Source organism: Streptomyces sp. NPDC047982 (assembly GCF_043204165.1).
GTDB lineage: Bacteria > Actinomycetota > Actinomycetes > Streptomycetales > Streptomycetaceae > Streptomyces.
The window spans coordinates 62,818-86,622 of the sequence record NZ_JBIDBS010000010.1; the positions used below are offsets into that span (position 1 = coordinate 62,818).

The 23,805-nt window shown below is 70.0% G+C and carries 25 protein-coding genes; 1 reads left to right on the plus strand and 24 read right to left on the minus strand.

The annotated features are described in order from the left end of the window. Positions 1–94: 94 nt before the first annotated feature. The gene (locus tag ACGF2V_RS14695; protein WP_362706226.1) at positions 95–1,279 is read right to left on the minus strand and encodes a helix-turn-helix transcriptional regulator; all 1,185 of its coding nucleotides are present in this window, start codon (positions 1,277–1,279) and stop codon (positions 95–97) included. A gap of 45 nt (positions 1,280–1,324) precedes the next feature. Further along, positions 1,325–1,963: an HAD family hydrolase gene (locus tag ACGF2V_RS14700; RefSeq protein ID WP_362706223.1), complete on the minus strand. Its 639-nt coding sequence runs from the start codon at positions 1,961–1,963 to the stop codon at positions 1,325–1,327. Positions 1,964–2,049: 86 nt separating this feature from the next. Here ACGF2V_RS14700 and ACGF2V_RS14705 point away from each other — a divergent pair, with 86 nt between their 5' ends. Further along, positions 2,050–2,253, plus strand: coding sequence for a hypothetical protein (locus ACGF2V_RS14705; RefSeq protein ID WP_362706221.1), 204 nt, complete (start codon positions 2,050–2,052; stop codon positions 2,251–2,253). 360 nt (positions 2,254–2,613) lie between these two features. Here the strand turns inward: ACGF2V_RS14705 and ACGF2V_RS14710 are convergent, their stop codons facing one another. The 22 genes from ACGF2V_RS14710 to ACGF2V_RS14815 all read right to left on the minus strand — a co-directional run bounded on the left by ACGF2V_RS14710 (position 2,614) and on the right by ACGF2V_RS14815 (position 23,750). Continuing rightward, positions 2,614–3,459, minus strand: a complete 846-nt coding sequence (locus ACGF2V_RS14710) for a hypothetical protein (protein WP_362706218.1) — start codon at positions 3,457–3,459, stop codon at positions 2,614–2,616. Positions 3,460–3,485: 26 nt separating this feature from the next. Then, positions 3,486–4,049, minus strand: coding sequence for a hypothetical protein (locus ACGF2V_RS14715; protein ID WP_362706215.1), 564 nt, complete (start codon positions 4,047–4,049; stop codon positions 3,486–3,488). Between the two features lie 37 nt (positions 4,050–4,086). Then, positions 4,087–4,596 carry a hypothetical protein gene (locus ACGF2V_RS14720; RefSeq protein WP_362706212.1) on the minus strand — a complete coding sequence of 170 codons (510 nt, stop codon included), beginning with the start codon at positions 4,594–4,596 and terminating at the stop codon, positions 4,087–4,089. 137 nt (positions 4,597–4,733) lie between these two features. After that, the gene (locus tag ACGF2V_RS14725; RefSeq protein WP_362706209.1) at positions 4,734–4,985 is read right to left on the minus strand and encodes a hypothetical protein; all 252 of its coding nucleotides are present in this window, start codon (positions 4,983–4,985) and stop codon (positions 4,734–4,736) included. Beyond that, positions 4,982–5,221, minus strand: coding sequence for a holin (locus ACGF2V_RS14730; RefSeq protein ID WP_362706206.1), 240 nt, complete (start codon positions 5,219–5,221; stop codon positions 4,982–4,984). Before ACGF2V_RS14730 ends, ACGF2V_RS14725 begins: the two co-directional genes overlap by 4 nt. Then, the gene (locus tag ACGF2V_RS14735; RefSeq protein WP_362706204.1) at positions 5,221–6,075 is read right to left on the minus strand and encodes an N-acetylmuramoyl-L-alanine amidase; all 855 of its coding nucleotides are present in this window, start codon (positions 6,073–6,075) and stop codon (positions 5,221–5,223) included. Before ACGF2V_RS14735 ends, ACGF2V_RS14730 begins: the two co-directional genes overlap by 1 nt. 9 nt (positions 6,076–6,084) lie before the next feature. Next, positions 6,085–7,905: a hypothetical protein gene (locus tag ACGF2V_RS14740; RefSeq protein WP_362706201.1), complete on the minus strand. Its 1,821-nt coding sequence runs from the start codon at positions 7,903–7,905 to the stop codon at positions 6,085–6,087. Between the two features lie 31 nt (positions 7,906–7,936). Continuing rightward, entirely contained in the window at positions 7,937–8,155 is a 219-nt protein-coding gene (locus ACGF2V_RS14745; RefSeq protein WP_362706199.1) for a hypothetical protein, read from the minus strand. Further along, positions 8,152–10,536: a hypothetical protein gene (locus ACGF2V_RS14750; RefSeq protein WP_362706196.1), complete on the minus strand. Its 2,385-nt coding sequence runs from the start codon at positions 10,534–10,536 to the stop codon at positions 8,152–8,154. Before ACGF2V_RS14750 ends, ACGF2V_RS14745 begins: the two co-directional genes overlap by 4 nt. 4 nt (positions 10,537–10,540) lie before the next feature. Then, positions 10,541–11,782 carry a hypothetical protein gene (locus ACGF2V_RS14755; RefSeq protein ID WP_362706194.1) on the minus strand — a complete coding sequence of 414 codons (1,242 nt, stop codon included), beginning with the start codon at positions 11,780–11,782 and terminating at the stop codon, positions 10,541–10,543. Between the two features lie 2 nt (positions 11,783–11,784). Beyond that, a complete protein-coding gene (locus ACGF2V_RS14760; protein WP_362706192.1) occupies positions 11,785–15,321 on the minus strand; it encodes a hypothetical protein in 3,537 nt (1,178 codons plus the stop codon). Positions 15,322–15,428: 107 nt separating this feature from the next. Next, complete coding sequence (locus ACGF2V_RS14765) at positions 15,429–15,995, minus strand: hypothetical protein (protein WP_362706189.1); 567 nt, start codon at positions 15,993–15,995, stop codon at positions 15,429–15,431. Then, positions 15,992–16,456, minus strand: coding sequence for a hypothetical protein (locus ACGF2V_RS14770; protein WP_362706187.1), 465 nt, complete (start codon positions 16,454–16,456; stop codon positions 15,992–15,994). Before ACGF2V_RS14770 ends, ACGF2V_RS14765 begins: the two co-directional genes overlap by 4 nt. Positions 16,457–16,499: 43 nt before the next feature. Next, complete coding sequence (locus tag ACGF2V_RS14775; RefSeq protein ID WP_362706185.1) at positions 16,500–16,913, minus strand: HK97 gp10 family phage protein; 414 nt, start codon at positions 16,911–16,913, stop codon at positions 16,500–16,502. Further along, the gene (locus tag ACGF2V_RS14780) at positions 16,910–17,038 is read right to left on the minus strand and encodes a hypothetical protein (RefSeq protein ID WP_329821191.1); all 129 of its coding nucleotides are present in this window, start codon (positions 17,036–17,038) and stop codon (positions 16,910–16,912) included. Before ACGF2V_RS14780 ends, ACGF2V_RS14775 begins: the two co-directional genes overlap by 4 nt. 2 nt (positions 17,039–17,040) lie before the next feature. Next, positions 17,041–17,331 (minus strand): hypothetical protein, encoded by a 291-nt coding sequence (locus tag ACGF2V_RS14785; RefSeq protein ID WP_362706183.1) that lies wholly within the window; start codon positions 17,329–17,331, stop codon positions 17,041–17,043. A gap of 227 nt (positions 17,332–17,558) precedes the next feature. Beyond that, the gene (locus ACGF2V_RS14790; RefSeq protein WP_362706180.1) at positions 17,559–18,395 is read right to left on the minus strand and encodes a hypothetical protein; all 837 of its coding nucleotides are present in this window, start codon (positions 18,393–18,395) and stop codon (positions 17,559–17,561) included. Positions 18,396–18,448: 53 nt separating this feature from the next. Next, positions 18,449–20,494, minus strand: a complete 2,046-nt coding sequence (locus ACGF2V_RS14795) for a hypothetical protein (protein ID WP_362706178.1) — start codon at positions 20,492–20,494, stop codon at positions 18,449–18,451. Then, the gene (locus ACGF2V_RS14800) at positions 20,494–20,751 is read right to left on the minus strand and encodes a hypothetical protein (protein WP_362706175.1); all 258 of its coding nucleotides are present in this window, start codon (positions 20,749–20,751) and stop codon (positions 20,494–20,496) included. Before ACGF2V_RS14800 ends, ACGF2V_RS14795 begins: the two co-directional genes overlap by 1 nt. Further along, a complete protein-coding gene (locus ACGF2V_RS14805; protein WP_362706173.1) occupies positions 20,751–21,578 on the minus strand; it encodes a hypothetical protein in 828 nt (275 codons plus the stop codon). Before ACGF2V_RS14805 ends, ACGF2V_RS14800 begins: the two co-directional genes overlap by 1 nt. Before the next feature lie 85 nt (positions 21,579–21,663). Further along, positions 21,664–23,448 (minus strand): major capsid protein, encoded by a 1,785-nt coding sequence (locus ACGF2V_RS14810; protein WP_362706170.1) that lies wholly within the window; start codon positions 23,446–23,448, stop codon positions 21,664–21,666. Positions 23,449–23,534: 86 nt separating this feature from the next. Continuing rightward, positions 23,535–23,750 (minus strand): hypothetical protein, encoded by a 216-nt coding sequence (locus ACGF2V_RS14815; RefSeq protein WP_362706167.1) that lies wholly within the window; start codon positions 23,748–23,750, stop codon positions 23,535–23,537. Between the last annotated feature and the right edge of the window lie 55 nt (positions 23,751–23,805).

Genomic DNA, 23,805 nt, shown 5'->3' on the forward strand with positions numbered 1-23,805 from the left:
GTGTGGTCATGTCCCCTCCTCTACCTGTGTGGTGCGGACAGGTAGAGGGTGGCTTCTGGGAAGGGGCGCAACTGCTACTGCTTGTAGCAGTCGGTCAGACGGCGCCGATCCAGTGCGCAAAGTGCGACAGGGACTCGGCGTCGGCGCGGTGGAACCGCCGGAGACTGCTGGCGACTTCGCGCGCCCACGGGTGCTCGCGGGTGTGCTGTGGGGCCGCTGCGCGAGCGACCTTGAGACTTTCGAACGCGTCGGCCTGGAGCCCGGACCAGTCCTGGGCGCGGGCCAGCTCGATGTAGAAGCCGGAGCGGCGCTCGGCCGGGAGACCGGCGGGCGGCTTCCACTCCGTGGCCACGCGCAGCGCACGGTCGACATGGTCCGGCCCGAGACTGACGGCGACGGACACCTCATGAATGCGGACCGAGTCCGGGCCGAAGGTGGTGCCCAGGTAGACGCCCTCACGCGCGACCTGGTCGCCAAGCCGCCGGGCGTGCGTCAGATGGGTGTCGGCACCGTCCACGTCGCCACCCCGGCCAGCGATCACGGCCGCCCGCATGTGGAGGGCGCCGCGCGCAGCTGCGGCCGAGCGGGACGACGGCGCCGGGGCCGCATCGAGGGCCTGCTCCAGCGCGGCGAGCCCGGCGGCATGGGCGCGGGCGGCGAAGAAAACTTCGGTCCGGACGTATGCCGTGGCGGCCTGGACGAGGGGGTCGGCGGTTCGATCGGCTGCCCACCGCATCAGGTCGATCAGCCGGGCGGAGAGGTCGTGCGCCCTGTACTTGAAGGCGATCGCGTCAGCGGCGCGCGCGGCCGCGACCAGCATCCGGGCCGCTGTCTGCTGCTCGGCGGCCCGTGCGGTGTGGACGTGCCTGATGATGTCGCGCAGCAGGGCGGGGATCTCCGCAGCGATCCGGCCGTACTGCGCCCCGAGCCGCCAGGCAACCACCTCGTCGACCGCGGCGGCCAGTTCGGCCGGGTCTCGGGCAGGGGGCCCCTGCGGGATGTCGTACCCGGCGATCACCGCAGACAGTGCGGGCAGCGCCTGGTGTACGCGCCGCTCGGTGCCGACGTATCCCGTGCGCAGCTGCGTGGCGTCCACCTCAAGCGCGGCAGCGATCGCTTCGAGTACCTCATCGCTGGGGCGCCGCGCCCCGCGCTCGACAGCGCGAACGGTGGCGTAGGAGACGTGTGCTGCTGAGGCGAGGCCGGTCTGGGTGAGGCGGCGCGCGCGGCGGCGGGCGGCGATGCGCTCACCGACCTCGCGCGGGGAGTCGGTGGACATGACCCGACCGTACCCGGACCGTCACTCTACGAGTGCGGGATCGGTCTACTCGTTGACGATCGTGGTCAAGTCCGTGAGCGAGTCGATCACCCAGTCCGCGGCCTCCTGCACCTGCGGGTCATCTGCCCAGAGGTGCCCCCACGGCCCGCGGCGAAGATGCGCCGTGCGTAGCCCGGCCGCGCGGGCGGGGAAGGTGTCGTTCATGGGGTGGTCACCGACGTAGAGGGTTTCCCACGCCAGGGCCCCGGAAGCGTCGAGGACCCGGGCGAAGAACTCGGGCGACGGCTTGGCGCACCCCCATTCTCCGGAGGTGGCGATGAAGTCAGCCGGCAGGTCCAGGCCGCGGAGCAGGGCTCCGGCCTTCACGGTTTGGTTGCCCGCGATGACGACCCGTACGCCAAGGCGCTGCAGCGCGGCGAGCGCGGGACGCACGTCGTCGTACAGGTCGGTGTCGTCGAGGTGCTCGCCGCGGCCAGCAGCCTCCCGCGCGGCGTACTCGGCCGCGATGTCGATGCCCGGCCTCAGGAGGTGGAGGGCTTCGGCGTTGTCGAGACCCTGGGCGGTGACGGCACCGACGAGCGCTGACACGGTATGTCTCGGGACATCCAGCCAGTCGGCCCAGGAAGCCCAGTAGCGGTCGTCGCAGGTGAGGGTCTCGCCGATGTCGAACACGATCGTTTTCATCAGGATGAGCCTACGAGGTACAGGTAGAGGGCCGACACTGGCGACCGCTCAGCCTGGGAGGCGAGGCGTGGTCGTACGATCCGAGCGTGGCAATCGAGCTTCCTGACGAACTGATCGCACTCGAAGAAGCGGCGTGGGCCGAGCAGCAGGAGCACCGCCTGACGGTCGAGACCGCGCAGGCGGTGCAAACGGCGATCACCGCCCACGCCGAGGCGACGGGGCAGTCCCGGTACGAGGTCGAGGCCGCGCTGAAGCGGCTCGTACGGCACCCGGATGAGGACGGCGGCTGAGCCCGGACGCACGGAACCGCCCCCTCCCGCTGCGTGGGGGCGGCGCCGTCGAGGCTAGAAAACACAAAGCGCCCCCCAGCTGATCGCTGGAGGGCGCCCCTCAGCGCTCGATCACACCACAAACCGTCACGAAACTGGCGTCGGTGTTAGCGGCACCGATACCGACGGCTTGCGTCTGGCCCCGGAGCAAGGGGCCAAACCCCGGGAACGAACGATGCGCCGTAGAAGTCTCTGCGACCCACCCCCGTGCCGGGAGCTGTGCCAGCTTAGCTCACCGTCAAGCTGGAGGGCCCGGGCTACGTAGGCAGTTGGTCGTAGGTGTATGGAGAGCTGGTCGCGGGCGCATCTGTATCGACAGGGTCATCGCCGCCAAACATTCACCTTCTCCGTCGACAGCAGCGGAGCGCCGTCCGGGCCTTTCATGTGCGCGGGCACCCACGTCTGCCGGCGCAGCGACCGCCCCGGCCCGTGCGCCTGGTTCCGCCAGTGCCCGGAGACGATCCACCGGTTCCGGTACGTGCGCTGGTCCGTGCCCGCATCCGGATCACGGTCTTGCGGGGTGTACTGGCGGCGCAGGTCCACGGTCGTCACCTCAGGCATGGGAAGGCCATCACGGGCGTAGGCCCTGACGGTGGGCTTGTCCGCCCGCTCCCGCGTCCGGTCGATCAGCTGGGGTTGCTGCATCAACAGCCACGCTGCCGCCAGGGCCGCGACGACCGGTTGCGGGAGCTGCGGGTCGACTTCGGCCAGGGACACCGGCTCGCTCGTGACGGGAAGGGTTGCCGCGCAGACCGGAATCAGCGGCGGGACCTCATCCTCCGCAACCTCGTACCGGCCGATCCGGGCGACCTCGGCAGCAAGCCGGTTCCGGGACATCAACAACCAGAGCAGCAACCCGCCCTCGAACGGTCCCCACGCACATGCCTCGACCGGGATCCGTACCCCGTTGGCGTCGACGTGTCCGACGCCCTCGTCCCAGTACAGCAGCCCGCACGGCGACGGCCGGTCCGCCGTCGCCCACCGCGCGGCTGCCAGCTGTTCACCGGAGTGCATGGCCAGGGCCGTCATGTCCTGCCCGACCCAGAAAAGGTCAGCGACCTCCAGGTGGGATGCCAGAGCGTCCAGCCCCGGCGCCGTTCCGGAGTTCGTTTTGGCCCGCAGAGGCGATTCCGGGTCGTGGAGGTGGCGCAGCGTCTGACGTCGCAACCGAGGAAGCTGCGTGGGCCGGACCGTCACGCCGTGGTCCTCTCGGTGCGGTTGCCCTTCCCGGGGCGCTTGGCCAGGGCCTCCCGAACCTCGCCGGCGCGGAAGTAGGACTGCAGGCGTCCCGACTCCGGGTTCGGTCCGTAGTAAAAGGCTTTCACACCGAGGCGGGACATGGTGCGGGAGGCGGCCTTGGTCGGCTCCTTCGCCGTGGACTTCAGCTCGTCACGGGCGATGTCCTCCAGCGTCAGCGGGTCGTGCCACTCGACAATCTGGGCGAGGTCGATGTCCTCGACACACGCGGCGATGTCAAGGCGGCCGTCCTCATCGACCGGGTAACCGTCGAACTCGCCGCCGTCCGGGTACGCGGGCCCGATGAACTCCTCACCGCACAGGGACACGCCCGCGGGCAGCGCTCCCTCGATCGCGTCCCGGTACGCCTTCGTGATCTCGGCCAAGGCGCCGGATACCTCCAGGAGTTCCCGCCAGTCGGCGTCGCCGCCGCCGATGTAGTCGAGGACATCAGCATCGGGGCCGGTGCTGAAGGTGTTGATGCGGTTGCTCCAGGTGCCGTAGCTGGTCGTCGTGGTCATGAGGACGGTTTCTCCTTCGGGAGGTGATGAGGGTTTGTCAGAGGGCGGCGATTGCGGTGCGGACCGCGGTGAAGATGCGGTCGGCGATGGCGTCGCGGGTGAGGGAGCGCGGGTTACCCCAGCCCCACTTGATGTGGACGCGTCCGTCGGCGGCGTCGAAGTAGACCTTGTCGACGGCGGTGGCGAGGCGACCCCCCTCGGCGTTGGAGACCTTGTCTCCGTCGAGGCTGGCGTAGCTGATGCTGCCGGACTTGTAGTGGTCCAGCTCCAGGCCGGGGACGGCCTGGAAGCCGTTGAGGTAGACGCGGTCCATGCCGTTCTTCTGCCAGCGCTGGCCGCCGATGGCGGTCATCGTGTCGATGGTGAACGCGATCAGCTTCTTGGCAGGCTTCTTCATGGCACCGATGGCGATGCGGCGGGCAAGGGAGGCGGTGTCGATGACCCACCGGCCGGCGACCTTGGTCGCGGCAACGACGCCGTTGCGGGCCCAGCCGCGGATGGTGGCGACGGTGACCTTGGCGGTAGCGGCGGCGGTGGCGGTGTTCATCGGGTTCCCCTTCTCCCTTGGCGACGACTCCATAATGCCGTACGTACGGCATTATGGCAAGGGGGTCACAGAAAACACGAAACCGCCCCCTGCTCCGGCCGAAGCCAGGCAGGGGGCGGAATGTTCTGGGGGCTGATCTACTGGGCAGCCTGCCACAGAGCCACGGCGAGACCGACCACGCTGACCAGCGCGGCAAGGGACGGCAACGGCCACCGGGCGCGCTCCAGAGACGCCACCCGCTCCTCCAACGCGGCGACGTCCGACTCCATCTGCTCCGTCCGCTGGAGCGCCAGGTCCAACCGGCCGTTCAGCGCAGCAAACCCTGTCCGGATCTCGCCGCGCATCTCCGCAAGTTCGACCGCTACCCGGTCGCCGCTCTGAGGCGTCATCGACGATCCCTCACGGTCTCGGTGAGCCCTGGACCGTCGCCAGTCCCGGACGCACTGATCGCGGTCAGCACCGCCAGCAGCGCCGCGCCCCCGGCGAGCGCGAACGCCTGGCCCCAGTCCGCGTCCAGGACATCCGCCGCAGTGAGCCCCACGGCAGCGAGGAGAGTCTGCGCGGCCGTCCGTACGGCGCGCTCAGCGGTGGCTACCCAGAACGCCCCGCTGAACACGGACGCCATCACCCCTCCCTCGTGGCCAGCACCTTGTCGATCCGCCGCACCCGGGTCACCAGGTCATTGAAGACCGACCGGCCCGACCAGTAGTGCTGCGGCGACTTGGGGTCGTCGCTGTAGTCCGCGGCATCGGCCGGCGCGTCGAACCGGTCGGCGGCCAGGATCCGTTCGACGACCGCGTCCGCGATCCGCTTCACGTCAGCGTCGGTCAGGGCCATGGGGTCCTCCTCGTTCGGGTTCCAGCTCGCCGGGTGCTTGAGGCGCTCGGCCACGTCGGTGCGCAGCTGCTGCATGGTGAAGCCGCGGGGGTCGACCTTGTCCGACGACCACTCCAGGTGGCCGATCACAGACTTCGCCGACCAGCCGTGCGCCCGGCACAACGCGGCCTGGACGCGGACGATCGCGTCGTACTGCGCCCCGGGCCAGGGGTCCTTGCCGTCGCCAAGGTTCTCGCACTCCCAGCCGTAGAACCGCGCGTTGCCGTCGGTCCCGTTCGCGTTGCCCTTCGAGGGCTTCGACGGCGCCGCACCGTACGACTCGGCAATCACCTGCTCCAGGACCCGCGAGTCACCGCCCCCCGCGTGGTTCGTCCGGCCCCAACCGACCATGTGCACCCGGCCGTCCTTCGCGATCATCCCGTGGCAGAGCGGACCGGGCAGCGACGAGTACCCGTCACGGACCATGGCCACAGTGGACGCGGTGCCCTTCGTCACCGTGTGATGCACGATCGACCCGTTGACGGGGCCCCACGCACCCTTCGAATTTCGGTTGTGCGTACGCCAGTTGCCGACCTCGACGACACGGACGCCCTCAGCACGCAGCGCGGATATGACCTGCGCCGCACTCAAAGGTGTTGCCATTGATCTTCCTTACCCTGCGGAATAAGAGACGTTGCGGAACTTGCCGACGAATCCGTTCGCCGAGCCGTTCACCGACTCGACCTTCTCCGCCCAGAAATACGGGCCACGCCACGTCGAATCCGCAGCCGTCACAGTGTGCCTGGCCCCTGTTCCCAGCGTCCGCGTGAACGTGATCTGATCCGCAGTGACGACCAACTCGTAGCTGTTCCACGCACCAGCCGCGACAGCAGGTGTCGCCCGCGTCGCCAGCACTGTGTACGTGCCATCAGCAGCGAAGACGCCGATCCCGATCTCACCGTTCTGCCGCTGAAACGCCCGGTAGCCATTCGGTTTCGCCGCCCTCATCCCGGACGGGTTCAAAACCGGGTCCCCCTGCGGCCACGAATACAAATCCGTGTCCGTCGGCGCCGCGAACAGCAACCCCATTCGCGCATTCGCCGCGCTCGCTGACGCCAGCGAAACCCACTGCATATCCACGCCGATGCGGTAAGCTGCCGGATTTGCCATCGGGCACTCCCACCCGCACAGCACCGATACCCGGTCACGGCCACCTCCCCACCCTGCTGGCAGCACCAGGCCCTGCTCGGCATCCTCCGTGCGGCCGCGCGCGGACGGGTTGGAAATCGTCTGCTGATCAGTCAGATAGGTCAGCTGCCCGGTCCCCATGCGGCGGTGCTCCCACGGGTCCAACTCCGACCGGTAATCCCGGCCACCCAGCCCGGCGACCGTTCCGGGGCCCCGGTAGTAGACGGGGTCGTACTGCAGAGCCCCGCGGATCCCCAGGGCGGAGACGCGGGTGTAGTCGGACTGCCGGCTTGTGCCGCGCATCAACACCTGGATCCCGGCGTTCTTGTACGCGGTGAACACCGAGTCCGCGTACCGGCTGTACAGGGCGATCCACTCCACGCCCGCGGCGGTCAGATCCGCCACCGGATACGGCAGTGCCGCCTCGCCCCACGTGGCCGGTCGCAGCGGCATCATGATCGCCGTGATCCCGCGGTTCTCCACGGTCGTCGCGTTCGGAAGCTCCCGCACACCGATCATGGACCAGGACTGCGCGCAGTGATCCAGCACCGCCTGCATCGGGCCCAGGATCGCCTCCGCCTCCGGCACCGTGGTTGCTGCCGGGTCCGTCGACGCGTCGAGCAGCGCCACGGCCTTCCCGTCGATCATCCGCATGAAGTCGGTGGTCAGCGGCTGGTAATACCGCTGGGCCAGCCACCCGTACCAGCCGCCCCGCCTGTCCTTCCGCTTTTCCAAGTCGACGTCGTCGTCGCCCCAGTTCCACGCCTGCGGATCGTCGACATCCCCGGCGTAGTTGTACGTCGAGCGGATCGTCGCCGACGACATCTCCCGCGCGTCCTGCGTGAGGTACAGCGACGACCGGCCGGCGCTCAGCCGGTGGTCTGCGTACTCGGTCACCACGCCGACGCCGTCGGAGGAGGTGCCGGCGTGGAAGTGGATGATGTCGACGCCTGCGGCGAGGCAGTAATCCACCTGGTACGGGGAGCTGTACGGGCCCATCGCCCCGGCAAGGTCGTGGGCGCCGACGATGTTGGGCGCGGCAGGCAGGGACTCGATCGGGCGCGCGCACACGTCCGGCACCGGTGTCTCCCCGCCGGGCGCGTACAGGCACCCATCAGCCCCAAACCGCAGCGAGTTGCCCGTGTCGCGGGACAAGCAGACCTGGAGTTTGTCGGTGCCCTTGTCGTAGGTCAGCCCGGCCCCGGCAATGTCTCCGAACAGCGAGTCCTTGTCGACGCCGAGCCGCCACGGCGCCGCCACCGAGCCGTTGCCATCCTTGGTGAGCGGTGCGTCAACCTCCAGCACGCAGCTGCACGTTCCGCCGCCGCACCCGCACCTACCAGCCATTGCCACCCTCCTCGAACTCGAACGGCACCAGGTGTTCCTGGCCCTCGTCGTCGATGACCTGCTCCATCCACCGGCCGCCCGACACCCGCATCGCCAGCCGTCCCGACGTCCCGCCGGACGATGTCACCGACCGGCCGATCGCCCGCTGGGCAGCCACCGCAGCCCGCAGGGGCCTCTGAGCCGCACGCTGCCCCGCCAGTGCCGTCATCCGCTCAGCTCCTCGTCAACGTCCGCGAGCGGGATCAGGGCGATCCCGACCGCCTCGCCGCCCTGGCCCCAGGACACTTCGACGTCGGACAGGAGGAATCCCTGCGCGAGCGGGGTGCACAGCTCGTCGGCCAGCAGATCGATCCTCACCCCAGGTACGAGCTGCCTGATCGTCACCGGGGCGTCCGGGGTCAGCTGCGCGTTATCCGGCACGTTGATCACGGTCGGGACCGGGTACCGTCCGGCGATCGCGTCGCGGGCGGCCTCCAGCAGGTCGCCCGCGGTCGCGTCCTCTTCCTGGATTCGGACGAGGATGTCGAGGCGCCCGTATGGGGTCTTGGTCTTCCCGGTGCCCACGGTCCGGCCGGAGGTGATGTCCTGTCCCTGCTGGCTGGTAGCCCACCCGTACGTGGCGCCCTGCGTGCCGTCCTTGATGACCTCGATGTCCCCGGCGAAATGGTCGAGCGTCAGCCTGGCGGCGGCGCGCGCCCCTGTCAGGCTTCGCCGCCCGCGCAGGACCAGTGACCGGCCGACGGTCGTCCAGGTCAGGCCGCGCTTTGTCCACTCGCGGAGGATGTCGCCGAGGTACTCGGTCCACACCGTCGTGTTGCTGGAGCCGTCCTTTTCGACCTTGATCGACGGCAGCCCGGCGTCGTTGCGGACGATGTACGGCAGGATGCCCGGGTAGTCCAGATCCGCGAGCTGGAATGCTCTCAGATTGAGACGGATGTGATTCGCCGCGATGTACGTGATCGGGCCCCGGCGCCGCCCCTCATTGTCCGCAGCAGCCGAGGTGTAGGTAACCCGGTAGGTGTTCACAAGGTGGTCGAACCAGCTGAAGACGTCGGCGGCCTCGATCACGATCGAGGCGCGGCGCATCACGATGCGCTGGATCGGCCCCTGCCACACCAACTCGCCATCGCGGTAGACCGTCAGCTCGTGGACCCACGGCGCCACGTCGCCGAGCAGCCCGCAGCAGTCTGCGGACACGTCGGCCGTCGCGATAGTCACCGACGCCTCGCTGATGTCGTTGATCGTCCGCGACCAGGACACCGCCGTCAGCGTGTCGAGCGACACGAACGGCTGGGCGCCGCCCCGCCAGTGCACCACCGCCGTGTACGACGCCGCACACCCCAGCTCGGTGTCCTGCTGCCCCACCGGGCCCGACGTGCCGCACCCACCCTCAGGCACGAACGTGACCGGCGCCGCCGCCTCCTCGTCCGTAGCCCCGGTCGTCCTGCTGATGACCAGCCGGTACACGATCGGCACACAGGCCGGCGGTGCCGGATCGAACCACGCCCCTGTCGCCGGGAGCGTGGCCCCCTGCCCGGCTGCCAGCACCTGGTCCATGCCGCCGACGGTGCGATAGACCGTCCACGCCTGCACGCTCGCCGTGTCCGCGACCGCAGTGGTGACCTGCACCCCGGGCTGCGGCTCGGCGACGATTTGAGCGGTGATCTCCAGGGCCTCCGGGATCACCGCGGTGATGGCGTAGAGGTTCATCAGCCGGGGCGCGGTGTCGCTGGTCGCGTACCCGAACACCAGGCGCGGCGTCACCCCGTCCCCAGCCCACACCCCGATGGACTCCGGCTCGCGGTAGGGCAGGTCGAGAAAGTGCCCGTCGTGCACACGGGCCACCACGGACCCGGTGCGGATGTCGATGGTCGTGAACCACGCGTTCCCGCCGCCGCCCGGCGGGTTGGTGTCGCTGTAGCCGGTGCCGTGGAACTGGTAGACGAAGTCCCCGAACAAACACCAGCCCTGGAAGTCCGGGTAGGAGGGGCGTGCGAACTCGTACAGCGGCTGGTCGAAGGTCTTCGCCCGCCAGTCGGACAGGGCGAATACCCGATATCGGGTGCCGGACCCGGTGCTGTAGGCGATACCGAACTGGTTGTTCGCCGCGTCCAGCGACGGGGTGATGCTCGTGGCGCCCGGGACCGGGTCGAAGACGTCGACCGACGGGTCGCCGACATCGATCACCCTGCCCGGCTGGAACGGCAGACGAGCGATCCGGCGCCCGTGCGCGTCCGTGCCGATCGGCTGCATCTGGGCGTCGTACGCCAGCCACAGGTACGGAGTGCCGGCCTCGTTCTCGACGCCGAGACCCGACCCGTGGTCGAAGGCCCGCACGTACATGACGCCCAGCAGGTTGCCGTCCACGTTGAGCTGGTTGATCGCCAGGTCCCCGCGGCTGTCCCGCGTACCCGTCGGCGGCGGACCAGACTCGCCCGGCAAGGTCACCCCGTTGGCGACGACCTGGGTGACGTAGACACGCTGCCCAACCGGGTCGTACGCGGCCTGCTGATGCACCCGAGTCTGGTCCAGCCGCACGCCGAGCATGACCGGCGCAGCCGGCGCGGTCAGATCGAAGCGGTCTCCCACGACGTCACCCCACATCCGATCGGGGCACGAGCAGCACCCGCGCCGTCGCGTCACCTGCGGTGTAGCTGGCGTCCGACCAGATCTCGATGCACAGCCCGGTCGGGCAGGAGAAGACCGGCCAGGTGAAGTGCTGGCCCCGCGGCCCGTACACGATCGGCATCGACGTCGCCGTGCCGAACGGGATCTGCTCGCACTCGACGACGCTGCGCTGCACCCGGCCGTCGATCCTCAGGTGCGACCCGGCCGGCAGGTAGGACAGGTTGATGTCCGTGCACACGTTGCACGGATCCGCGACGTCCTCGCAGGGGTTGCCCTGCGGGTTCGTCCAGAACCGTACGATCAGGCGCCGCATGTCCTGTGCGCCAGCCCGGACTTCGAGGACGGGCACCGTCTCCAGCCACGCCGACTGCGTCAGTGGCGACACCGATACCAGCGACCGGCGGAATGTGCCCAGGCCGCTCGGGTAGCACGGCGAGGTCGGCGCCGGCGGGCGAGGCGGTAGCGGCGGCTCCGGACACAGCGGATCCGTGGCGCACGGCGCCGCGGTGATGCACTGCTCATACACCTGATCCGGGTCTACCGGCCCGATCACGTCACCGGTGCCAAGCGGAACCCAGTCCGTCAGCGTCTCCAGCGGCTCGCGGTAGATCCACGGCTTCCCGGCCACGAGCGTGAAAGTGACCGTTGCGAGCACGGCCCCGGACCCGAGGTACTGGGTCTCGGTGACCTGCGGGCCGTCCAGGATGCCCACGTCGTACAGGTGCCGCAGCTCGCGGTCGCCGTCGACCGGGCAGCACGCGAACACGCACATCTCGTCCCCGGCGCAGCTCCCGCACGCGGATCCCTGGAGGGCGATCGACAGCCACTCCAGCCCGTACGACAGCGCGCACTCGTCGGTGGCGATCAGCAGGACCGTGTACGCGATCTCCCGGTGCTGGCGGCGCACCGGGCCGAGCGCGGCCCCGTCCCCGACGAGCGGTACCGGTTCGCGGGTGATCGGCGACGAGTTGAACCCGGCCACGCCGAGCCCGATGACGCCGAGGACGTTCGACGACTCCGGGACCGCCGGGTCGTACCACGGCGCCTCGTCCGTGACCGGGTCGACGTACGGCAAGTCCCCGACCGCGGCCGGGATGTCCGGGCACGGGTCGCACTGCACCGGCACCCCACGGGCCCGTGCGTACGTCGCCGCGCGCGCGGAGTTGATGATCTCGTTTCCGGCAAGTTCCAGGTAGTCGACGAGCACCCTTACACCCCCGCTGCTCGGGCGATCTGCCCCTGGAGGTGCTGCGCGAGCACCATGGGGTCGGACATGCGGCTGTTGATGTGCCAGTTGTTCGTGATCTGCGCCCCCGTGCCGCTGCGGGCCAGCACGTCCAGGAGGCCGGACTGCTCGACGAGTTCGGCGGCGCGGCGGGGACGGGTCAGGGGAATGACGACCTCGCGGCCGGCCTCGCCGATCAGGGCCGGGGTCGGCCCGTAGACGATCCCTCCGTTGGCGAAGGGGAGCAGGTCCCGGACGGCCGACGGTAGACCGCTCTTGATCTTGTTGACGATGGTCGAGCCCACGTTGCCGAGCGCCGATGCGATTCGGTTCGGGAGGCTGGTGAAGAGGTTGGCGATGCCGGAGATCAAGGACGAAACGGCGCTGGTGACCCGAGACTTCACGCTGTTGAAGATCCCCGCGATCCTCGATCCCAGCCCCGACAGGGCCGATGCGATCTTCCCTGGCAGCCCGGTGAAGAAGCCGGTGACCGAGCTGATGAGCCCAGTGACGATCGAGATCGCGCTGGACTTCACCGAGTTGAAGATGCTGACCACCCTGCCGGGCAATGCCGCCAGCGCGGATCCGATCCGGCCGGGCAGGGCGGTGAAGAAGCTCACCGATGAGCTGATGAAGCTGCTCACGGCCGAGGTGGCCGAGGTGAAGGCGTTGCTGAGAGCGGACATGATCGTCGAGCCCAGCGACGCCAGGGCAGAGCCGATCTTCCCCGGCAGCTCCGTGAAGGTCCAGATGATCGCAGCGATCCCGGTCAGGATCGCGATGCCGACCTGTGCGATGGCCGACGTGAAGAGGTCCACCAGCATGCCCGGCAACGCGGACAAGAAGCTCATGATCCTGCCCGGCAGAGCGGTAAAGAAGCCCACCACGGAGTCGATCCCTGACGAGACCCCGCTGGTGATGCTCGACCACAACCCGGAGAAGAACCCCGAGAGTGTGCTACCGAGGCTCGACAAGGCGCCGACGATCTGCGACGGCAGCCCGACAATGAAATTGATCGCCGAGGTCAGCCCTTGGGTCAGGCCAGTCAGCGCCGTCACGACGAGCGTGAGGATCGGGACGACGGTCTTGATGATCAGCCAGCTCGCGAATGCCGCCGCGATCTGCAGAATCGGTGCGGCGATCGCGACCAGCAGCGACACGATCGGCGCCAGCGCGGCGACCAACTCGGCGATCGGCGGCAGCAACGGCACCAGCGCCGCCACGATCGCGTTGAACGCCTCCACCAGCGGGGGAAGTACAGGCAGTAGCCCGGACACGATCTGCGTGACCAGCGGCACCAGCGCCGCCACCACCGTCGTCACCGCCTCACCGATGCTCGTCAGAAGCGGCGCCAGGGCCTGCGCCGCCGACCCGAGCGCCTCACCGAGGGCCGCCGCGACCTGCGACAGCATCGGAACCAGCGGCGACAACGCGGTCAGCAGATTCGAGACCAGCGTGACGATCGGGCCAAGGAGCGGCGTCACCACCTGCAGCGCCGCGCCGAGCACGGTCGCGAACAGGGTCCCGATCTGCACGATGATCGGGGCGAGGGTCGTCGCGAGCATCGTCACCAGCGGCGCCACCGCGGCCACCAGCTGACTGAATACCGGCAGGAGCGTCCCGGTCAGGATCGGGACCAGCTGTGTCAGAGCGGGCAGCAGAGCAGAGACCGCACCCCCGAGCGCCTGACCCAACTGAGCGGCCACAGGACCGAGCGCAGCGAACAACCCCTGGAACGCAGAGGTCAACCCGGGGATCAGGGGCATCAGCGTGCTGGCGATCGCGGACACGACCGGGCCGAGGGCAGCAGCCAGCGTCGACAACGCCCCACCCAGGACCGTCGAGAACAGCTGCGCGAGCTGGGTGATCAGCGGCAGCAGCGGCTGAATCAGGGACCGGACCGTACCGAGAATCTGAGTCAGCGCACCCAGGCCACCTCCGCCGCCAGCGGCCAGCGCGCCGAAAACGTCCCCGAGGATGCCGCCCACCTGCCCGACCAACGCCCCGAGTTGGCGGAAGGTGGCCAGGGCTCCCTGTACCCAGGCCACGGCCTGTCCGCCCTGTGCGGCCGACGAGAGGAACGCCCCGAACCGTGCGCCGAGGTCGCCGAGCGCCGCGCCGAGCTGCGACCCGACCGCCGCCGAGATCGCACCAGCGAGCTGAGTGAACCCTGCAACGACCGGGGCAATCGACGCGGCCAGGCCGCGGGTCGCACTGGTCGTGCCAGTCAGGATCTGTGAGACCGACCTGACGCCGGTCGCAGACCGCAAGAAGGCCCCGACCTGCGCGGCGGCCGACCCGAACTGCCCGGCAATTGCAGACAGCCCAGACTTGAGAGGGCCGCCCAGAGCCTGCGCTACACCAGTGATCTGGCCAGCCAGCGGCGCGAAGAACGCGTCCTGGACGGTGGACTTCAGCGCGTCGAACTGTGGCTTGAGTGCTTGGAGTTCGCGGGCCGCGGACTGGGCGGCGGGTGAGAGGCTCACCAGTGCCTGCTCGAACTTTTCGGCGTCGCCGCTCAGGGCTGCGCCGAACGCGTCGCCGACCCCAGACAACGCGATCTTCAGGGCCGATGTCGCGACAACCACACCGCCGATCACCGCAGGGAGCGCGGCCGTGATCCCGATCGCCGGTGCGAGCGACGCGACGAACGAAGAGATCCCAGCCGCGGCCGACAGGAAAGCCCCGCCCAGAGCGCCGATCCGCAGCAGCCCGGCCAGGGACGAGCCGAGCCGCCCGGCGATCCGACCGATCCCGCCCAGCGCGCGGGTGAAGCGGTTGGCGTCCGGCTCCACGTTGACCCGCAGAGTCGGTAGGTTGTGCGCGCGCAGCCGGGCGTCGAAGTCGTCCAGGTCCGGCTCGACCCGCACTCGTACCGGGTCGATACGGCGGAGCTGCCGCTGAAGGTCACGCTGGAACCTGCTGGTGTCCGGGACCACCCGGATCGCAATATCGCCCAGCGCCCGAAGGTCGCGCTGAAGCGTGCGCGCGAACCGGCTCACATCCGGGCTGACACGGACGCTCACGGAAACGGACCGCACCGCCCGCTGAAGGGCCGCCTGGAAGCGACTGGTGTCCGGGACCACGTCCACAGCCACCCGCAGCCGCCGCACAGCCCGGTCGATCTGCGCCCGGAAGCTGGCCATGTTCGGCTCGATACGAACCGACGCTGTCAGGCCGCGTGTCTCCCGCACGAGGCTGGCCTGGAAAGTCGAGGTGTCAGGGGTGACGCGGACCGAGACCGCCGCCAGACCCCGAAGCGCGCGCTGAAGATCAGCACGAAAGCCGGTGGTGTCGGGGTCCACCCGGACACTGGCGCTGATCCCGCGAAGGGCCCGCTGGATCCCGCGCGCGATCCGCCTGCCAGCCCGATCGCCCGTTCCGCGGATCGCGTTCTGGATCTGGTCGTCGAGCGCCTGCCCGGCATCGCGGCCGGCGCGGGCGAGATCTGCCCGGAGCTGAGCGGCATAGGCGGCGGTGTCCGACGTGATCTGGACGGAGGTACGGCCGACCTGCGGCATGGGCTGGCACCTCCGGGCACGGGACGAGCACCCGCACGGTCAGCGGGTGGTGTCCGGCCCAGTAGCCAGCGACGACAAGGACGAGCGTAGGGGCGGGTACACCCTGGCTACTCGTCGATGCCGTCGCTGGCCATGGCCGCGATCTGCCGGGCCTGCGCCTCCATCTCTGCCTCACTGAACCCGCGGGGGACGGCGGCCTGAGTGCGCCGCAGTTCCGGCGGCGGATCGAAGATGGCGCGCTCGGCCTTGAACAGGTCCTTCTCTTCCTGCACGCCGTCGCAGAGCCACGCCCACACCGAGGACACGATCCGGTGCCCCGAAGCGGTGTCGGGGTCGAGGCCGCGGCGGGCACACCACGCGGACCAGTCCCGCCACCGTTCCTGTGCCAGGCCGCACAGCCGCTGTGCAGCCCACCACTCCACGCCGTACAGCTCCGGGCACAGGCCGAGCATGATGCGGAAGACCGAGTGCCAGGTCATCGGGTCGTACGGGTCGCGGAGCCGGTCGATCACGTGGTCGTGGTCCGGGCCGACGAGCAGGCCGGGGAGGATCTGCGGCCACTGCCCGGCCGCGGCGATCCCGGCGAGGACCCGCCCATCGGGCACGTGGACCGTCAGGTCGTTGTCGTCGATGGTGATGGGCAGTGGCCCCGGCGAGGCGGGGCCGAACCTCACGACCGGGCGGTCCGGGCCGTTGTGGTCTTCTTCGCCGCGGTCCTCTTGGCCGCCGTCTTCTTCACGGCACGCCGCTGCTCACGGTTGCCGGTCGCCATCCCCATCTCCTCCTGGTACGCGGCAAGCTCCGGTTCGTAGTGCTCAGCCAACTTCGGCAGCAGGTTGCTGAACAGTTCTGTGACCGTCACCGGGTTCTGTGCAGACCGGGCCTTGATCAGGATGTCGTCGGTCGATGCCTCATCGAAGGTATGCAGCAGAGCGTTGCGAAGCTCCGCGAGCACCCCCGCAGCGTCCTCACGTTCAGCGACCTCCTGCATGTACGAGAGCTGGAGCTGAACGGACGACGGGTCGAAGCCGTGCGCGGTGTACCGGCTGCCGTCAGACAGCTCGACCGAGACGGGCTTCAGCGCGCTCGGGTCGAATCCGGACGGCTCGGACTTGATGACGAACTCGGTGGTCATGGTGTCCCCTTGTGGTGGCGGTTGATCGTCACGACCGTAGGGGTCAGTACCGCACGGACCCATCGACCGGCCCCGGCGCCACGTCCCGCAGCGCCCTGAGTAGGAACGGATTCGGGCGCTGTCCCTTCACCGAGCGGGCGAACGCGCGCGGCCCGCCGCGCGGCTGCCACGACAGCACCCGGGCCCGCACCGGACGAATCGGCTGCCCGGTCGGCCCGTAGATACCGGTGCCCTCGTGCACGTAGGCGGCGTACTCCAGATCCGAGTACACCTCACCCACCACCGTGCTGCCGCGCACGGCCACCGACTCGCGGATCGACGCGCGCAACGGCCCGTTGTCGACGGGGGCAAGGCGGCGCGCCTGATTCGCCGTGGCAGTCGTGACCTCGCCGACGACCTCGCGGACCAGCTCGACGATGGCCGCCTCGTCGATGTCCGTCGTCACGCGAACGCTCACTTCCGCCGCCTCTCCGCCGCTGCCTCGATCCGGGAGATCTCCACCTTCGCCCGCGCGAGCACCGCCGTCACCGCGACCACGCACCCGCCGAGGAGCACCCACACGAACGCTGTTGTCCCAGCCACTTCTACACCTCCACCGTGATCTGTACCGTTACACCCGCACAGCCGCCCTGCGGCCCCATCGGAGTCACCGGGCCCGGCCACACCTGCACATCCGTCAGTGCGTCGCAGCACGCCACAGCCTCCCGCAGCAGCCGGGTGTCGAGCACTAGCCCCCACGCGTCCGTCTCCCGCTGGTCGCACGTCGGTGCCGACTGCCCGTCCGGCGCGGTCGTGGCGACGCACCGGGCGACACCCAGCTCGATGACCGTCTGCATGCGCCACGTCTGGCAGCGGCGCCGCCGCTGATCCGTCACCACCGGGTCCTGCCGTACGACCCGCACCCACGCCTGCCCGTGGCCACCATCACAGTCGCAGCTACAGAAGTCCTGCGCGGGCGGCTGATTGCCCCAGACCAGGCAGCACGCGCACGCCGGGCGTCTGCCGGCCGCGAGCGTCGCGCACAGACACGCGGTAAGGCCAGACAGCACCGGCCCGAGCCGCGGGTCAGCATCCGGCGGGAGGAGAACGTCCGCAGGAGTCGTCACCGGGGCACCCCCGGTCGGTACCGGGCCGCCACCGGGGCGGGCGGCAGGTCCAAGCTGAACACGGCCCCGAACTGCCTCACCTGCTTGGGGTTGACGAGCTGTACCCACGCCCACACCTGTGGCATGTGCGCCTGCAGCGTCTCCGGCCACGACCCGGGAGGAACGATCTCGTACGCCACGCCCTCGCGGGTCACCGACTTCGTGCCGGTCGGCAGTGAGCACCCGCCCGCCGCGCCCGAGCACAGCTTGGCGATCTCGCAGGCGAGTTGCCCGACCGCCCGCCGCCCGGCCGCCGGTACCTCTAGGCCGCGCAGGTAGCGGACAGACAGGGTGCCCGGCTCGGTGTCCGGCAGCCGCAGATCCTGACACTCCGGCCAGCACTCATCCCCAGTACGGACGAGCCGCCCACCGGTCGCCGTCCGGTGCAGCACGTACCCGGACGGGTCGACGACCTGCCCGTCCTGCAGCACTTCGACCACGTCGTACACAGGCCCCGGCAGATCGATGACGCACAGCGGGACGCACGAGCAGCCCGACGGGCCGCAGCCGCACGGCCGGTTGTACCAACGGCCACCGTCCAACACGGGGCGCAGCAGACCGCCCCCGAAGGCGAGCGACGGCGACGGCTCGTCGCAGCCCTTCCGGCACGGCCGCAGTATCTCCTCGCACACCCCGTACCGGCCCGCCGTCAGCCGCCACAGCACGTCCGTGGCGATTTCCGCCGCAGCCTGCTGAGCCGGAGACCAGTCGGCCGGGTCCTCCGGCCAGCCAGGGCAGCACGACGTATCCAGCGGCCACGGACCGCACGGCCCGTCGAGTACCTCATCCGGCACGGCCGGCCTCCTCCGAGCAAGGCGGGGCCGCCGCGTGGGCGGCCCCGCTTCGGCTACTTCTTCCGGGCCGCCGCGCGCCGCCCGGCGCCGCCCGGCGTGAACGTGGTGCTGGCGGTCTTCGACGCGTCGCCCACGGACGTGGCCGTGATGGTCTGCTCCGTGGTCACCCCGGCGGCGTAGACGTGGCTGCCGGTCGTGGTGCCCGCCGCGATCTCCTCGGCCGCCGACCCGTCGCCCCAATTGACCGACACGGCACTGCCGGCCGGGAAGCCGGTCAGGGTGAGGGTGGCGGTGTGCCCGGTCGCGTCGCCCGCGTCCGCGACCGCAGTGACTGCCGGCGCGGGCGCCGGGGCGGTCGGGGTGAACGTCGCGGTCGTGGTCTGCGTGGTGTCCTGCTCCGACGTGACCGTAATCGTCTGCTCGGTCCCTTCGGTCCCTGCCGCGTAGGTGTGGGTGGCGGTGCCCGCGCCGCCCGTGGCGGCGAGGCCCGTCTGTGCGGCGCTGCCGTCACCCCAGGTGACCGAGACGCTGGTGGTGGCGGCCGGGAAGCCGGTCCACGCCAGGGCGGCGGTCATCGGGTCTGCGGCGTCCGGCGTCGCGGTTGCCGCTGGGACCGTGACGGGCGGGGCCGGGGTGAACGTCGCCGACGCGGTCTTCGTGGCGTCCGTGGCTGAGGTAGCGGTGATGGTCTGCGCGCCCTCGACACCGGCCGCGTAGGCGTGCGTCGCGGTCGTGGTCCTGGCAGGCAGCGTCTGCGCGGCGCTGCCATCGCCCCAGTTCACGTTCACCGTGCCATCGGCCGGGAACCCCACGAGGGTGATCGCGGCGGTCCGGCCGGTCGTGTCCGCCGAGTCCGGGGCCGCAGTGACCTCCGGGGTCTGCTCCGGAACCGCCGGGACGACGATCGCGGCCCGGGTGCGGTAGGTGTCGATGTCGCCCCGTCGCACCGTGACCGTGTACACAGAGGGAACCGAGTACTTGTGGATGTCGGCGACCGTGCCGTTCGAGCCGACTGCGATCTCTCTCGGAGCAGTGCCGTCGCCCCAGTCGATGATCGCAGTGCCGTCCGACTGCGACGGCAGACCCACCGTCGCGGTCACCTCGTACGGGTCGTCCGCGTTCTCGGCGGACAGCACCAGGGTCGGCTCGTCGGCCGGCAGCGGGACCGTAACGTCGCGCGACGAGCAGACGACGGGGGTCTGCTTGTCGCACGCCTTGATCGTGTAGGTGCCGTCGGTGTCGTAGACGTGGGTGACCCACGCCCCGTCCGCGACCTCCTGCGGCGGGGTGCCGTCGCCGAAGTCGACCATGAGCGGGCCGAAGCCGTGGTTGTCCGCCCGGAAGCGGATCGTCTTCCTCGGAGACTCGTTGCCGATGCCGGTGATGTACAGATCCGCCGGATCCGGGGTCGGGCGGTCGACGGGCTGGCAGCCGCACTCGGGCTCGGGCGGGCGGATCGTCGTCTTGAAGAACCGGCGCGGCGTCTTGGGGCCGACCGGCTTCAGCAGCGGTACCGGAATGCCGCCCGCTCCTGCCTGCACGTTGTACGGGCCGCGGCGCCAGCCCGCGCCAACCTTGGTCCGCCCATTGAAGGTGAAGGACACCGCGTCGTTGCCGATTTCCAGATCGCCCGGCGCGCCGCCGACTACCCACGGCAGCAGGAGGTAGCCCCACTCGCCTTGGGAACCGGCCCCGGAGCAGGCGTCACCGGATGCGTAGACGTTGGTCCACAGCTCTAGCGCGTAGCCGGTGTCGCACTTCAGCTCCACCGATTCGTCCCAGCCGATGGGGTTGCCGTCGTAGTCCCGGTAGATCTCGAAGCTGGGGTTCATGATCTGCACGAGGTCGGGATCGACTGCGCAGAACTCCATCTCCAGGGTGTAGCCGGAGAGTTGCTCGCAGCCGGGTTCGTTGATGCAGGTCTGCCCGTTGGCCTTCGTGACCGAGATCGCCTCGCCTTCCTCGGTCTCGGCAGACATCGAGACGGTGATGAAGCCATCGGTGACGACCTGGTTGCAGTCGCCGTACACGGGGCGCCCGCAGGCGTCCAGGCGGGTTGCGCGCATCACGACGCCGCGCAGCAGGGGAGGGCACGCCATCAGTCAGTCTCCTTCGACGTGGTTCGGCGCCGCGCGGCATGGCGGCGAGAGGACTTGGCCGATCCGTCGTCGGACTCGGCGGGAGCGGGCGGGGGTTCGGGGACGGGGGCGGCGTGCTGAGGGACCACCAGCCCGGCACGCTCACCACCCGTCACCACCTGCACCCCGGCCCGCACCTCGGGTGACAGGTCAGACAAGACGCGGCGCACGAGCTCACGCAGCGTCTCGCCCGGCTCTGGGAAAACCACTTCGGCCATCACGCACCACCGGTCGGGGGAGCGACGGTGACGAGGACAGCCGCGACGTAGCAGTCGTGATCGAGCGCGTACGTACGCTCCGCGATCGCTACCAGACTGTTGGTCGGTGGCTCGAACGCCTCGTGCGCGAACGGTTGCGACCGACGGGCCGTGACCGTGCCGGTCGCGTACAGCCAGAACTGGCCGGCCGTCGGAGCCGGATCGGCGGGCGCGGCCGGGTCGTCGTAGTAACCGCCGCCGAACGCGACCCTGGACTCCAGCTCGGTGCGCAGCACGGGCCCCTGCTGGGACACGAGCTGGCGCTCGGTGAAGTACGGCTGTGTCCACCGCGGGGCGTGCAACGTGGGCTGCCCGGCGTAGTACAGAACGGCGTCGGCCTCCAGCGCGCCGAGCGCCGTCAGCAGCGGAACCGCCGTGCTGCCAAGCGGCAGCCGCGGCGTCTCACCGGCCAGCTGGAGCGAGAAAGCCCGCTCCACCTCGCGGGCCTCGATCAGCCGCAGGCGACGAAGCGCTCGTTCCTGCGCCGCCGTGAACCCGACCGGCGAGCATTCGGCTCGGGTGTAGACGGTGAACGGGCCTCCGCCCTCCACCAAGGTCAGGCCCTCCGCCAAGGGCTTGTCGTGGGACGTGCCGCCACCGGCGACGGGAACCGGGCACGATCCCTCGACGCGGCCGCCCTGGGCGCACGCGTCGGTCTCGTACTCGACGCCGCCCATCTGCCACCGGCCGTCTGAGGTGACGACCTGGGCAACCGAAAGCAGGCCATACGTGTAGGGCTCGATCGGGGGCGCATCGACTTCCACGCGCCCCGGGATTGGGGTACTCAACTGCGCCTCCGCAAGCTGGGGGAGGCAGCCCGGAGCGTCAACGCCACGCGGGGGGACGGATCAGCGGACGCTCCGGGCTACCGGATCAGGGGGTCGGGGCTGCGCAGGTCGTGGTCTGGAGACCACCCGACAGGCCGTTGGGGCAGAGCGGGATCGTCACGACGTAGGAGACGCCGCACCGCATGCACACCTGGATGCCCTCCTCGGTGAACAGGGAGGTGTACATGTTCTGGGTGAGGCTGGGGTGGTCGTAGACGCCGTCGAGACTGATGACGTCGGACCGGAGCTCGAAGAAGCTGCCCGCCCGGTAGAGCATGATCTTGACCTCGCCCGGCCACACGGTCGGAACCGTCTCGCCGCCGAAGCCTGCCGGATCCTGGTCGGCGTACGCGTCCTGCCAGTCGTACACCCACTGCGGGTTCACCTTGATGCTGCGGAGGTAGCCGTCGACGTCACCATCCGCGACGTTCCACCGGCGCTCGATCGCCTGCTTCTTCCTCAAGTCGCTCTTGAGAATGCCGCGCAGCCAGAGCGGGGCGAGCATCTCCAGCGTCGCATTCGGCGAAAGCCGCTCGCGGTACCGCTGGTACTCAGCCATGAGTTCCAGCATCGACAGCGTGGACTCGAACAGACCCGGACCGTGCGGGTCGCTGATCGCGGCCTGGGGATTCGGAGCGGCCGGCGCGGGCATCGTGACCGGGGTGGAGAGCGCCTCCATCTTGGCGAGCCTCCACGCGTTCATCTTGTGCGAGTGGACCGCGAGGACACCCTCACTGAACTGCGCAACGCGCTCCGGCCATCCGCGCTCGGTGAGGATCGGGGTCCGCAGGCACACGCCGTCGACGTCGAGACGGCACTCGATCATTTCGTCGTCGCAGGGGACCTCATTGCAGTCCTTCGGCTTGCCTTCGATGGCATCGGCTTCGGTCTGGTGGAACCCGACGTTCTGCCACGCACCGAAAATGGCCGCCCAGTCGAAGTCCGCCGGGTACCGGACGCCCCCGCGACGAGCAGTCACAGGCGGAAGCCGGACCATGCCCTCCTGGCTGATCCGCATGTCACACAGGTCGTACAGCGTCTCGGAAGGGGCACACCAGCCACCGGCCGCGACCAGACTGCCGCCGGGCAGCCGAGATTCGTCGGTGGCCCGCTTGATGACTGCGTCGGCCTCGTCGGCATGGTTGATCGTGAGCTCGGCCGGGGTGTTCCGCTTGATACGGGCGACACCGACACGCTGACGGCCCCCGCCCCGCCCACCAGTCGTGATCAGTGGCATCATCCGCTGCTCCCACGCCCGTCCGAAGTCGTCGAGCCCGGCAAGCTTCTGCCCCTGGGAGAAGCCAGGGACATCGGCGGCGGCGACGAGGGTGAACGTCTCCCGGTCCGTTCCGACAGCCGGGGCCTGGGTGTTGTTCAGGCCGAGCGGCACACGCGGCCGGGCCGAAGCCGCGATCGGCTCCGCCACCGGGGCCACCTCGGCAGGTGCCGGGGCATCCACCACGGCGGGAGCCACGACCGGCTCGGAGACGGGCTCGGCCACCGGCTCCGGCTCGGCGGGTTCGGCCGGCGGACGGAGAGCGTTGAGGCGGCCGCCGAGCTCGGCCGCGCGGGCGGTGCGCTGCTCGACTGCGGCCTGGTGCGCGGAGACTCCCTCGCCGATCGTGGCGAGCGTCTCCAGCACGGCCACGGCCGCGTCGTCAGTCGGGGGGTCACCGGCGGTGGCGGCGTCGAAGCGGGCCAGGACATCCGCCTGCACGCTGGCCGGGTCGAAGTCGGCACCGGCGTCGTTGATCGCCTGGCGGACAATGTCCGCGTGCTGGTCTGCGGGGGCCTCGCCAAGCTCGGCGAGGAGGTCATCGAGGAAGCTCAAGGCTCCGTCCCTTCTGGGTCGGTTCAGTGAGCGTCCGGTCCACTAACCAGCAACGCGGGTTTCGTTCAGGGTAGGTGCGTGTACAACTAGGCCGTGGTCGCGGGCTGGATCGGGGCCCCGGTCCGGGCGTCGACCTGCTGGATCACGCCACCACGGGCGGCGAGGGCGATCTCCGCGCGCTCCTGGCTGGGGTAGTCCACCCGGCCGCCGTGCGGGTCCGTGTGCCGCCACACGATGCCTGCCGCCCTGCCGGTGGCCCGGCCGCCAGACCGTCCTCCGCAGCTGCCGCAACTCGATGCCATGGGTCTCTCCCTTTCAGGTGGTGGTGTTCCGACGGTAGGTGCGGGTACGGGATGG